This is a genomic window from Actinomadura harenae (assembly GCF_003696215.1).
In the GTDB taxonomy this organism is placed as follows: Bacteria; Actinomycetota; Actinomycetes; order Streptosporangiales; family Streptosporangiaceae; genus Spirillospora; species Spirillospora harenae.
In genome coordinates this window covers 20,934-32,536 of record NZ_RFFG01000060.1, presented here as the reverse complement: position 1 = coordinate 32,536, position 11,603 = coordinate 20,934, and the positions used below count along the sequence as shown (strand labels likewise).

10 protein-coding genes are annotated in these 11,603 nt (G+C 73.2%); 3 read left to right on the top strand and 7 right to left on the bottom strand.

Annotation, left to right across the window (positions count from 1 at the left end; translation table 11 throughout):
• Nucleotides 1-17 precede the first annotated feature (17 nt).
• The 4 genes from EBO15_RS28095 to EBO15_RS28075 all read right to left on the bottom strand — a co-directional run bounded on the left by EBO15_RS28095 (nucleotide 18) and on the right by EBO15_RS28075 (nucleotide 3,836).
• On the bottom strand, nucleotides 18-557 hold the full coding sequence (locus tag EBO15_RS28095) for a dihydrofolate reductase family protein (protein ID WP_122197460.1): 540 nt from the start codon (nucleotides 555-557) through the stop codon (nucleotides 18-20).
• Complete coding sequence (locus tag EBO15_RS28090) at nucleotides 554-1,135, bottom strand: TetR/AcrR family transcriptional regulator (protein WP_122197459.1); 582 nt, start codon at nucleotides 1,133-1,135, stop codon at nucleotides 554-556. The genes EBO15_RS28095 and EBO15_RS28090 overlap by 4 nt, the downstream gene beginning before the upstream one ends.
• Nucleotides 1,136-1,805: 670 nt before the next feature.
• On the bottom strand, nucleotides 1,806-2,630 hold the full coding sequence (locus tag EBO15_RS28080; RefSeq protein WP_122197458.1) for an Fpg/Nei family DNA glycosylase: 825 nt from the start codon (nucleotides 2,628-2,630) through the stop codon (nucleotides 1,806-1,808).
• Between the two features lie 24 nt (nucleotides 2,631-2,654).
• Nucleotides 2,655-3,836 carry an acyl-CoA desaturase gene (locus tag EBO15_RS28075; protein ID WP_233616476.1) on the bottom strand — a complete coding sequence of 394 codons (1,182 nt, stop codon included), beginning with the start codon at nucleotides 3,834-3,836 and terminating at the stop codon, nucleotides 2,655-2,657.
• Nucleotides 3,837-4,097: 261 nt separating this feature from the next.
• On the opposite strand from EBO15_RS28075, the gene EBO15_RS28070 reads away from it, so the two are divergent.
• Entirely contained in the window at nucleotides 4,098-4,925 is an 828-nt protein-coding gene (locus EBO15_RS28070) for a tyrosine-protein phosphatase (protein ID WP_122197457.1), read from the top strand.
• Between the two features lie 109 nt (nucleotides 4,926-5,034).
• Here EBO15_RS28070 and menD read toward each other — a convergent pair whose 3' ends face one another.
• The 3 genes from menD to EBO15_RS28055 all read right to left on the bottom strand — a co-directional run bounded on the left by menD (nucleotide 5,035) and on the right by EBO15_RS28055 (nucleotide 8,729).
• Complete coding sequence (gene menD, locus EBO15_RS28065; RefSeq protein ID WP_122197456.1) at nucleotides 5,035-6,702, bottom strand: 2-succinyl-5-enolpyruvyl-6-hydroxy-3-cyclohexene-1-carboxylic-acid synthase; 1,668 nt, start codon at nucleotides 6,700-6,702, stop codon at nucleotides 5,035-5,037.
• On the bottom strand, nucleotides 6,699-7,736 hold the full coding sequence (locus EBO15_RS28060) for an o-succinylbenzoate synthase (protein WP_122197455.1): 1,038 nt from the start codon (nucleotides 7,734-7,736) through the stop codon (nucleotides 6,699-6,701). The genes menD and EBO15_RS28060 overlap by 4 nt, the downstream gene beginning before the upstream one ends.
• Before the next feature lie 93 nt (nucleotides 7,737-7,829).
• Nucleotides 7,830-8,729 (bottom strand): 1,4-dihydroxy-2-naphthoyl-CoA synthase, encoded by a 900-nt coding sequence (locus EBO15_RS28055; protein WP_122197482.1) that lies wholly within the window; start codon nucleotides 8,727-8,729, stop codon nucleotides 7,830-7,832.
• Nucleotides 8,730-8,982: 253 nt separating this feature from the next.
• Here EBO15_RS28055 and EBO15_RS28050 point away from each other — a divergent pair, with 253 nt between their 5' ends.
• Together EBO15_RS28050 and EBO15_RS28045 are read left to right on the top strand one after the other, a co-directional pair.
• Complete coding sequence (locus EBO15_RS28050) at nucleotides 8,983-10,158, top strand: AMP-binding protein (RefSeq protein ID WP_122197454.1); 1,176 nt, start codon at nucleotides 8,983-8,985, stop codon at nucleotides 10,156-10,158.
• Nucleotides 10,159-10,260: 102 nt separating this feature from the next.
• Nucleotides 10,261-11,418, top strand: coding sequence for a cation diffusion facilitator family transporter (locus EBO15_RS28045; protein WP_122197481.1), 1,158 nt, complete (start codon nucleotides 10,261-10,263; stop codon nucleotides 11,416-11,418).
• Nucleotides 11,419-11,603 lie beyond the last annotated feature (185 nt).

Sequence of the window (11,603 nt, the reverse complement as noted above, 5' to 3'; positions counted from 1 at the left end):
GGTGCCCGGGTGGGCCCCTACTTCTCCAGTGTGTAGCGCAGCTGGGCGAAGCCGCCGAGGTCGGCGGTGGAGTCCAGGCGGAGCGGAATGTCCTTGGTCAGCTCGCCGAAGAGCCGGTGGCCGGCCCCGATCAGGACCGGGGCGATGCTGATGATGAACGCGTCGACGCGACCGGCGCGGATGAAGCTCTGGATGAGTCGTCCGCCGTCGGGATAGACATGCTTGATTCCGCGCTGGTCGAGGTCGGTGAGGAGGCTGTCGATGTCCCGGTAGACGGTGATGCGCGGGTCGGCGTCTTCGGGCAGCGTGGTGCTCAGGACGCCCACGTGGCGGCCGTCGTAGTGCCAGTTCTCTTCGCCGAAGCCGACGACCTTGTCGTAGGTGTTGCGGCCCATGATCACGGCGTCGACCGAGTCGAGGAACTCGGTGAAGCCCAGGTCGAAGCCGAGGTCGCCGGCCTTCTCGCCGCGCGAGTTCAGCCATTCGATGTCGTCGTCGGGGCGGGCGATGTAGCCGTCGAGGCTGGTGCCGATGAAGACGGTGGCGCTGAAGGTCATGAGGTCCTCCCGATCAGGTGGTCAAGGTCGGCGCGGAGCAGGTCGGCGGGATCACCGTCGCCGGTGAGGGCCCACCGCAGCAGGGAGCCGTCAGTGGTGATCTTGATGGCGCGGGCGAGGCGCGGTACGTCGGTGCCGGGTGGGAGCTCGCCCTTGCTCACGGCGTCGGTGAGCAGCTCTTGCAGTGCGGCGTCCACCGCGCGGGTGTGCGCGGCGGCATGGACGCGGAACTCGGGATCGGACAGGTCGAGTTGGAGCATGCCGAGGTGGTTGGCCATCTCCTCGGGGGTGGACATGTGGCCGGCGAATTCCTCGGCGACGGCGTGCAGGGCCGCCAGGGGGGATTCGTGCCCGGCCCGCGCATTCTGGTAGGGCTCGGTGGCGTGCTCGGCGGCGTCCGCGGCGAACGCCAGCAGCAGGCCCCGCTTGGACCCGAAACGCTGCGACAGGGTCGCCGGCGAGACCCCCGCCTCGGCGCCGACATGCGCCAGGGTGAGCCTGCCCGGACCGTGCGCGCCGATGGCGCGCCCAGTGGCGGCAAGGATGTCGGCGTCACTGGTGGCACGTGGTCGTGGCATCGGTTCCTCCTCTCGGGGTCGACTGTAGCACATTAATAAATGGCTGTTCATTTATTAATGTGGCTCCGGGGAGGAGCCGGGGAGCGCCCGAGCGGCGGAGGTGAGGTGGAGCACCGCCCCGGGTTGTTCCATGGATGGTGAGCGGCGGCGCCGAACCGGTCGGACACGTCCGTCTCGGCTACGCCCGTGCCTCGACCGCCCGGCAGTCCCTCGACGCACAACTCGACTCGCCTGGCGAGGCCCAGGTCACTCGGGTTCTGTCTCGGGGAAGGTCTCGACCTGCGCCAGGAAGCTGCCGGAGTTGGAGGCCGCCGTGGAGCTCGCCGGGGGGATCCGCTCCTCGCGACCAGCAGCGCCGCGCCAGCCCGCGCGGCGGGCGTTCCAGGTGCTGACCGCGGCGCCGCCTCACGGCGGCTCCTGCCTCGCCGATCTCCTCGCCGACGCCGACGCCGACGCCGGGGCTGGGGCTGGGGCTGGCGGGGGCTGGCGGGGGTTCGCGCCGGCGGTCGCTGCAACGCCGTGCTGGCCCGGTTCGGCGAGCCTCACGTCCCCGACCCGGCCCCGCTCCCGGGGGGTGTGGGCTCCGGTGGTTCCTCGGAGGGGGGTGGGTGCCGGCGGGCCGGGAACGGCTGGTCCGGGGCGGTTCACTCCGCGGGTTGAACGGGGATGGTCAGGCGCGGGGGGCGCCGAGGGGTTGGCAGGTGTCGCACCAGAACACGTTGCGTCCCGCCATGACCTCGGTCCGGACCTCGGTCCCGCACAGCAGGCACGGCTGCCCCGCGCGCCGGTACACATAGACCTCGCCGCCGTGGTCGTCGACGCGCGGGGGGCGGCCCATGGCCTCGGGGGTGTGCTCGGGGCGGACGGTGTCGATGCGCCCGTCGCGGACGCCGTCGGCCATGAGGTGGGTCAGGTCGTCCCAGATCGCGTCCCAGGAGGCGCGGGGCAGGTCACGGCCGGGCAGGCGCGGGTGGACGCCCTGCCGGAACAGGACCTCGGCGCGGTAGATGTTGCCCGGTCCGGCGATGACGGCCTGGTCCATGAGCAGCTGCCCGATGGGGACGCGGCTGGCGTGGACGCGGCGCCAGGCGCGGCCGGGGTCGGCGTCGGGGCGCAGCGGGTCGGGGCCGAGGCGGGCGGTGAGCCGGTCGACGGCGCCGGGTTCGAGGATCTCGCAGGCGTTCGGGCCGCGCAGGTCGGCGTAGCCGGCGCCGCCGGTCAGGCGGAGCCGGACAGCGCCCCACGGGGCGGGCGCGGGCGCGTCCCCGAAGGTGAACGTGCCGTAGATCCCGAGGTGGACGTGGACGGTGAGGTCGCCGGAGAACCCCAGCAGCAGGTGCTTGCCGTGGGCGTCGGCGGTGTCGAGGGTGCGGCCGTCGATGAGGCCGGCGCCGTCGGCGAACCGCCCCTGGGGGCTGGCGGCGGTGACGGCGCGGCCGCCGAACACGCGCTGGTGTTCGGCGGCGAGGCGGTGGATGGTGTGTCCTTCAGGCATGTCCCCGCAAGGATACGGGCGCGGTCAGGACCGCAGCGGCGCGCCGACGTCGTTCATGTGCGCCAGGGCCTCCCGGTAGGACGCGTACGCGCCGGTCTCGGTGTAGGGCAGGCCGACGCGGGCGCAGTGCTCGCGGACGAGCGGCTGCAGGCGCCGCAGGTGCGGGCGGGCGACGCTGGGGAACAGGTGGTGCTCGATCTGGTAGTTGAGGCCGCCGAGCAGGTAGTCGGGGACGGGCCCGCCGCGCACGTTGCGGGAGGTGAGGACCTGCCGCCGCAGGTGGTCCCACCGGTCGCCCGGGCCGGGCATCGCCATGCCCTTGTGGTTGTGCGCGAACGCCGATCCCAGGTGCAGCCCGAACAGGCCCTGGTGGACGGCCAGGAACAGCACCGCCTTCCCCGGCGACAGCAGCGTGAACGCCAGCCCCAGGTAGGCGGCCAGGTGCGCGGTGAGCAGGACGCCCTCGACCAGCTGCTCGCGGCGCGCCTTCCCCCGCAGGAACAGGACGCTGTTGGCCTGCAGGTTCAGGCCTTCCAGGAGCAGCAGCGGGAAGAACAGCCATGCCTGGTGCGCGATCACCCAGGCGCCGGGGCCGCGGCGCCGCGCCGCCTGCTCCCGCGTCCACGCCAGGACGCCCTCGCCGACGTCGGGGTCCTTGTCGACGTGGTTGGGGTTGGCGTGGTGCCGGTTGTGCTTGTCGTTCCACCAGCCGTAGCCGAGGCCCAGGCCGAGGTTGCCCAGGAGCAGGCCGAGGAGCCGGTTCGCGCGGGGTGAGGCGGCGATCTGCCGGTGCCCGGCGTCGTGTCCGAGGAACGCGCGGCGGGTCGAGGTCAGCGCGAGGGGGACGGCGAGCAGCAGCGCCCACCAGGACGTCCCCCACCAGGCGACCGCGGCCCACAGGGCGGCGGTCGCGGCGAGGTTCAGCGTCACCGCCCGCGTGTAGTAGCCGCGGCGGCGTTCCAGCAGGCCCGCCTCGCGGACGCGTCGTGCGAGCGGCCCGAAGTCGCTGGCGACCCGCCCGGCCCGTCCGGCGCGCCTGCCGTGTTCGGGGCGGCCGTGTTCGGGGTGGCCGGCCGGTCCCGGGCCGGGCTCCCCGCCCGCGCCGCGGGTGTCCCCTTGGGGGGCGGGCGGGCCGAGGGCCTCGGGGCTCGCGCCCAGGGCCGGTTCGGTCATCGTCACGACGTACTCCTCACCACGGAGATCCATTACCGGGGACGGTACGGATCCGCGGGCCGGGCGGTCTCCCCCCTGAAGAGCCATCCCGGTGATCCCCCGCGGGTCTCATGCCGTGGGGGCCTGTGACCCCGCGGTCCGACCTGCGTCCCCGTGGTCTCCACCCTGGCCGCCGCGGCCGTCGCGGTCAGGAGGGTTGCCTCCCGGAACCGGGGTGGTGCTGGGCCCCCGGCGCGCGTTCGTGCCAACCCCACCCCAAGACGCCGTCAACAACGCCCTATAGGGTGACAAGTCATGAGCGAGCGCACTCGGTGGATCGGGCTGGAAGGGGCGGTCAACGCCCGGGACCTGGGCGGCCTGCCCACCACGGACGGGCGCGCCACCCGCAGAGGACGCGTCCTGCGCGCCGACAACCTGCAGGAACTCACCGTCACCGACATCCGCGTCCTGGTGGACGACTACGAGCTGAAGAACATCATCGACCTGCGCAGCGACGCCGAGGTCCGGCTCGAGGGCCCCGGCCCGCTCACCCGCGTCCCCTCGGTGACCCTGCACCACCTGTCCCTGTTCACCGAGAACGGCCGCATCGGCCCCGGCGACACCACCGGCGACGGGGACGCGGGCACAGACGCGGGCACAGTCGACATGGACAAGGTCCTGCCGTGGCAGACCGGCGACCAGGACCCCGAACACGAACGCCGCTCGGTCATCGCCTACCGCGGCTACCTGAGCGAACGCGCCGACTCGATCATCGCGGCCCTGCGCGTCATGGCCCGCACCGACGGCTCGTCCCTGGTGCACTGCGCCGCCGGCAAGGACCGCACCGGCGTCGTCTGCGCCCTCGCCCTGGAGATCACCGGCGTCACCCGCGAGGCGATCATCGCCGACTACGCCCAGACCGGCGAACGCATCGACGCGATCCTCGCCCGCCTGCGCTCCAGCACCACCTACGCCGCCGACATCGACTCACGCCCCGCCGACAGCCACCACCCCCACGCGGTGATCATGGAGCGGTTCCTCGCCCACGTGGACGAGGACCTCGGCGGCACCGCCGCCTGGCTCCACGGACACGGCTGGACCGCCGAGGACACCGGCGCCCTCCGCTCCCGCCTCCTCGACTGACCCCACCCGACACCCCCCCGCGCGCAAGGGCCCGACGAGCCGGGGTCAGGCGAACCAGGCGCAGGCGACGAGGGCAGCCTGAACGAGGGCTGGCAGAGGCGGGCGGGGGTCAGGCGAGCAGGTCGCGGACGGCGGCGTGCGCCGCCACCCGCATCTCACCGTGCAGGACGGCGTTCGCCTCACGGTCCGTGCGGGCCTCGACCACCCGCAGCCCCTCGCCCACGATCGCCTTCGGCAGATCCGCCGCCGCCTCCAGCCGCCGGTACGGCACACCATGCGCCCGCACCAGGCCCTCCAGGTCCACATCCTGCGGCGTCCCGAACACCCGCTCGAACGGATCCCGCAACGCCGCCTGCGGCAACAGCGAGAAGATCCCGCCGCCCCGGTTGTTCACCACGACGATCGCCAGATCCGGACGCCGCTCCCGAGGCCCCAGCACCAGCCCGTTCTGGTCATGCAGGAACGCCAGATCCCCCAGCAGCGCATACGAGCGGCCCGAATGCGCCAGCGCCGCGCCCACCGCCGTCGACACCAGGCCGTCGATCCCCGCCGCGCCGCGGTTCGCCACGATCCGGATCCCCCGCCGCGGCCGCATCACCTGATCCAGATCCCGGATCGGCATCGACGCCGCACTGAACAGCATCGACCCGCCCGGCAGACCCGCCGCCAGGTCCCGCGCCAGCCGCGGCTCGGTCACCCCCGGCGCCTCGTCCAGCACCCGGTCCACCGCCCCCGCGGCCACCTGGTCCGCCGTCCGCCACGACTTCAACCACGCGTCGTCCCCCGACACCACCGGGATCTCCACGTCCTGCGCCACCTGCGTCGCCGACCGCACCGGGTCCGGCCACCGCGACAGATCCGGCGACAGCACGATGTGCTCCTCGGCCCGCCGCAGCAACGCCAGCAGAGGACGCGACAACCCCGGCTTGCCCAGCGTCACCACCACCTCCGGACGGTGCCGCTCCACAAACTCCGGCACCCCCAGGAGAAAATGATGCGACGTCAGCGCGTGATCCCCGTACCGGGCGTTCCCGTTCGGCTCCGACAGCACCGGCCAACCCGCCATCGACGCCGCCGCCACATACCGCTTCACGTTCGTCGCGCCGTCCCCGACGACCAGCACACCCCGCCGCGTCGGCGGCACGTGCAGCACCGACCCCGGTGTCGCCGCCCGCACCTTCGTCCACGCCCCGGACGCGTCACCGTCCAACGGCTCACACCACGACTCGTCCCCATCGGGGATCAACGGCTCCCGGAACGCCACGTTCAGATGCACCGGTCCCGGAACCGGCGCCAGCGCCAGCCCCCACGCCCGCGACACCAGCGACCGCCAGTACGCCACCATCCCCGGGCGGTTCTCCGGAACCCCCACATCCGTCGACCACCGCGCCGCCGTCCCGTACAGCTTCACCTGGTCGATCGTCTGGTTCGCACCCGTGTCACGCAACTCCGGCGGGCGATCCGCCGTCAGCACCACCAGCGGCACGCCCGACTCGTGCGCCTCGATCACCGCCGGATGGAAGTTCGCCGCCGCGGTCCCCGACGTGCACACCAACGCCACCGGGCGACCCGACCGCTTCGCCAGCCCCAACCCCAGGAACGACGCCGACCGCTCATCGATCCGCACATGCAACCGGACCCGGCCCTCGACCTCGGCCGCATGCAACGCCAACGCCAGCGGCGCCGACCGCGACCCCGGCGCCAGCACCGCGTCGGTCATCCCGCACCGCAGCAGCTCATCGACCAGCACCGTCGCCAGCGCGGTGGCCGGATTCATCGCACAACCCCTTCACCCGCCGCGTCCCCCGCACGCCCGGTGCGCCCGGCGGCGCCCGCGGAGGGAAGCGAACCCAGATACCCCGACGCGCCGTCCCCGGCCGCCGCCAACACCTTCTCCGCCGCCGCCAGACGCGCGCGCCACGACGCCGCCGCCTCGGCGCCGGCCTCCGCCGCCGCCAGCGCCACCTCGTCCACCGCCGGACGACGCACCGCGATCTCCCCGCCGACCGGCACCAGCGGATCGTCCACCACATCACCGGTCAGCAACGACAACGTCCCCAGACCGCACGCGAACGGCAGCTCCGGCAGTGCCGCTGCCAGCGCCACCCCCGCCGCCAACCCCACCGACGTCTCCACCGCCGACGACACCACCACCGGCAGCCCCGTCGCCTCGGCCACCCGCAACGCCGCCCGCACTCCACCCAGCGGCTGCACTTTCAGCACCGCCACGTCGGCCGCGCCCGCCGCCTTCACCCGCAGCGGATCCTCCGCCCGGCGAATCGACTCGTCCGCCGCCACCGGAACGTCCACCCGCAGCCGCACCGCCGCCAGCTCCTCCAGCGACCCGCACGGCTGCTCCACGTACTCCAGATCGAACCGGTCCAGCGCACGCACCATCCGCACGGCGTGCTCCACGTCCCAGCCGCCGTTCACATCCACCCGGACCCGGCCCTGCGGGCCCAGCGCGTCACGCACCGCCTCGACCCGCGCCATGTCGTCCGCGTCGCCCTGCCCCCGCTCGGCGACCTTCACCTTCGCCGTCCGGCACCCCGACGCCCGCACCATCGCAAACGCCCGCTCCGGACCCACCGCCGGAACCGTCACGTTCACCGGTACCCGGTCGCGCACCGGCGCGGGCCATCCCACGAACGCCGCCTCCCGCGCCGCGGCCAGCCAGCGGGCCGCCTCCTCCGGGCCGTACTCCGCGAAGGGGGAGAACTCCCCCCACCCGGCCGGCCCCCGCACCAGAACACCCTCACGCCGCGTGACACCGCGGAACCGCGTGCTCATCGGGATGGAGAAGACCCGCACCCGCCGACCCCCTGCCGTCGAACGACGACGCGCCGGAACGGCACCCGGACCATCATCCGGACCACGCCCCGACCCGTCCACAGAACAGAACAATTAGTAGTACCACGGGTAACTCGACCAATCAGGGTCACGCTTCTCCAGGAACGCGTCCCTCCCCTCGGCCGCCTCATCCGTCCCATACGCCAGCCGCGTCGCCTCGCCCGCGAACACCTGCTGACCGACCATCCCGTCGTCCACCGCGTTGAACGCGAACTTCAGCATCCGCTGCGCCGTCGGCGACTTCCCGTTGATCTTCGCGCCCCACTCCAGCGCGACCCGCTCCAGATCCGCATGCGGAACGACCGCGTTCACCATCCCCATCCGGTGCGCGTCCTCCGCCGAATACGTGTCCCCCAGAAAGAAGATCTCCCGCGCGAACTTCTGCCCCACCTGCCGCGCCAGATACGCCGACCCGTACCCGCCGTCGAAGCTCGCCACATCCGCGTCCGTCTGCTTGAACCGCGCATGCTCCCGGCTCGCCAGCGTCAGGTCCGCCACCACGTGCAGACTGTGCCCGCCCCCCGCGGCCCAGCCCGGCACCACACAGATCACGACCTTCCCCATGAACCGGATCAGCCGCTGCACCTCCAGAATGTGCAGCCGCCCCGCCCGCGCCGGATCGATCGACGCCGACGTCTCCCCCTCCGCGTACCGGTATCCGTCCCGGCCCCGGATCCGCTGGTCACCACCCGAGCAGAACGCCCACCCGCCGTCCTTGGGCGACGGCCCGTTCCCGGTCAGCAGCACACACCCCACGTCCGACGACATCCGCGCATGATCAAGAGCCCGGTACAACTCGTCCACCGTGTGCGGGCGGAACGCGTTCCGCACCTCCGGACGGTCGAACGCGATCCGCACCGTCCCCTGGTCCACCGCCCGGTGATAGGTGATGTCGGTGAACCCGAACCCCTCGACTTCCTTCCACGCCGACGCGTCGAACAGCTCCGAAACCATGTGCCCCACTTCACTCGGATCCGATGACGATCACCGGACGACCACCCGCCGCAGCCCGCACGGCCCGGCGAAACGACCCAACCACACCACCGGCCGCACCACCGCACGACCCGCGCGACCCGAACCGCCGGGCGATCCACACCGCAGGCGACCGGACCACCGAACGGTCACACCGCCGGACGACCGGGCGCCCCCATTCAACCGCCCCGCCGATGTGAACGCGTTCAACAGGGTCGCCTAAACTGAGCCCGCCATGGAAGATCGCCGCCTGCACGCCCTCGTCCTCCCCCCCGGACCACGCCTCCTCCAGGCCCTCGAAGCCGCCCTCGACGGCACCGGCCCCGCGATCTGCCCCCTCCCCCCGGGCACCCCCGCCCCCGCACTCCGCGCCACCCTCGACGCCCTCGCCCCCCACGCCGTCGAAACCCCCGACGGCACCACCCCCCACCACCCCGGACCCGGCGCGCCCCCACCCACCCCCGTCCACCCCGACACCGCCGTCCTCATCGCCACCTCCGGCTCCACCGGCACCCCCAAATTCGTCGAACTCCCCACCCGCGCCCTCCACGCCTCCGCCAACGCCACCCACCACCGCATCGGCGCCACCACCACCGACCGCTGGCTCTGCTGCCTCCCCACCAGCCACATCGCCGGCGTCCAAGTCCTCGTCCGCGCCCTCCTCAACGGCACCACCCCCCACATCCACCCCCGCTTCGACCCCGCCCGCATCGCCGCCACCGACGCCACCCTCATCTCCCTGGTCCCCACCCAGCTCCGCCGCCTCCTCGACACCGGAACCGACCTCACCCGCTACCGCGCCATCCTCCTCGGCGGCGCAGCAGCCCCCCAGGACCTCCTGGAAAAGGCCCGCGCCGACGGCGCCACCGTCCACACCACCTACGGCATGAGCGAGACCTGCGGCGGCTGCGCCTACGACGGCCTCCCCCTCGACGGCGTCACCCTCGGCCTCACCCCCGACGGACGCGTCCGCATCGCCGGACCCGTCCTGTTCACCGGCTACCGCCTCAACCCCACCCTCACCACCCAGGCCCGCGACGGCCACTGGTACCTCACCCAGGACCTCGGCACCCTCGACAACGGGCGCCTGCGCATCCGCGGCCGCATCGACGACATCATCAACACCGGCGGAGAGAAGGTCGTCGCCGGGGACGTCGCCACCCGCCTCACCCGCCACCCCCGCGTCGCCGACGCCGTCGTCATCGGACGCCCCGACCCCGAATGGGGCGAACGCGTCACCGCCGTCATCGTCCCCGACGGCCCCACCCCCACCCTCGACGACCTCCGCGCCTGGGTCCGCGAGACCATGCCCGCCCACGCCGCCCCCCGCGAACTCGACGTCCGCACCGCCATCCCCCTCCTCCCCTCCGGAAAACCCGACCGCGCCGCCCTCCGCCGACCCGCCCCCTGACGCCACCCCTCTCTCGCCCCACCAGGCGCTTGCCGACGACCCCACCGGGTAAACACCCGGATGCCGTCCGTGACCGCCCGCCGGACGCGCGAGGAGGCACCCATGACCCGGAACGGCGACCACGACCCCGCCGACCCCGCCGACCGCACCGCCGCGCCCGGCACCGGCACGCCCCCCGGCACGCCGGACCCCGCCGACACCGCCCCCACAGGCACGGGCACGGCCGCGGACACCGGCCCGGGCACGGGCTCCTCGGGATCGGGAGGCGAGAGCACCCTCACCGTCGTCCTCGCCCTCGTCGCCAACCTCGGCATCGCCATCGCCAAGATCATCGCCGCGGTCCTCACCGGATCCGCCTCCATGTCCGCCGAGGCCGCCCACTCGGTCGCCGACACCTTCAACGAGGTCCTCCTCATCGTCGGCCTCCGCCGCTCCGAACGCCCCGCCGACCGCGCCCACCCCCTCGGCTACGGCAAGGAGCGCTACATCTGGACCCTCCTCGTCGCCGTCGCGATCTTCGGCATGGGCGGCCTGTTCGCCTTCCACCAGGGCTACGAGGCCCTCATCGGCCACCCCCAGGAAGCCGACCCCCTCGCCGGCTACATCGTCCTCGGCGTCTCCCTCGTCCTCGAGTCGATCTCCTGGCGGCAGGCCTTCGGCCAGGTCCGCGCCGACGCCCGCGCCGAACGGCGCCCCATCGCCGACCACATCCGCGGCACCGACGACCCCACCTCCGTCAGCGTCCTGCTCGAGGACTCCGCCGCCCTCGCAGGCCTGGCCATCGCCTTCGCCGGCCTCGGCCTGCACCAGCTCACCGGCAGCGCCCTCTGGGACGGCCTCGGCTCCATCCTCATCGGCGTCCTGCTCACCGCCGTCGCCCTGATCCTCGGCCGCATCAACCTCAACCTGCTCGTCGGCAACCAGGCCGACCCCCGCGTCGTCGAGGACGTCCGCGACCGCCTCCGCGCCGCCCCCGAGGTCGAATGGGTCGTCGACATCGTCACCCTGACCTTCGGCGCCGACCAGATCCTGGTCTGCGCCCGCCTGGACTTCCGGGACGACCTGGGCGCCGCCGACGTCGAACGCGCCTGCGTCCGCATGTCCCACGAGCTCCGCAGGGCCCACGAGAAGATCGACGAGGTGTTCCTCGAGCCCGTCCCCCGGGACGACCCGGACCTGCGCAGGCGCGTCATCGCCCGCTACGGCAGCACCCTCCCCCAGGAGTCGGCGGGGGACTCCCCCTCCTCGTCGCAGACGTGACGAAGGAGACCTTCAGCGGCCCCTTCCCGACCCGACTTCTTACGCAGTAAGGTTCCTGTGTAAGGCTCCTACCTGCGACGTTCCGGCGTCCCGGCGACCTCCCCCACAGGCCCCACACGACGCCGGACGCCACGCCGCCGGGAACAACGCCCCCCTCTTGCGACGTTCCGTCTAATGCGCGCGTC

Excerpts from the sequence above, each read along its gene's own strand:
- EBO15_RS28045 (WP_122197481.1), top strand. The coding sequence starts at position 10,261 with ATGACCCGGAACGGCGACCACGACCCCGCCGACCCCGCCGACCGCACC.
- EBO15_RS28095 (WP_122197460.1), bottom strand. The coding sequence starts at position 557 with ATGACCTTCAGCGCCACCGTCTTCATCGGCACCAGCCTCGACGGCTAC.
- EBO15_RS28080 (WP_122197458.1), bottom strand. The coding sequence starts at position 2,630 with ATGCCTGAAGGACACACCATCCACCGCCTCGCCGCCGAACACCAGCGC.
- EBO15_RS28075 (WP_233616476.1), bottom strand. The coding sequence starts at position 3,836 with ATGGATCTCCGTGGTGAGGAGTACGTCGTGACGATGACCGAACCGGCC.
- EBO15_RS28055 (WP_122197482.1), bottom strand. The coding sequence starts at position 8,729 with ATGGTTTCGGAGCTGTTCGACGCGTCGGCGTGGAAGGAAGTCGAGGGG.
- EBO15_RS28050 (WP_122197454.1), top strand. The coding sequence starts at position 8,983 with ATGGAAGATCGCCGCCTGCACGCCCTCGTCCTCCCCCCCGGACCACGC.
- menD (WP_122197456.1), bottom strand. The coding sequence starts at position 6,702 with ATGAATCCGGCCACCGCGCTGGCGACGGTGCTGGTCGATGAGCTGCTG.
- EBO15_RS28090 (WP_122197459.1), bottom strand. The coding sequence starts at position 1,135 with ATGCCACGACCACGTGCCACCAGTGACGCCGACATCCTTGCCGCCACT.
- EBO15_RS28070 (WP_122197457.1), top strand. The coding sequence starts at position 4,098 with ATGAGCGAGCGCACTCGGTGGATCGGGCTGGAAGGGGCGGTCAACGCC.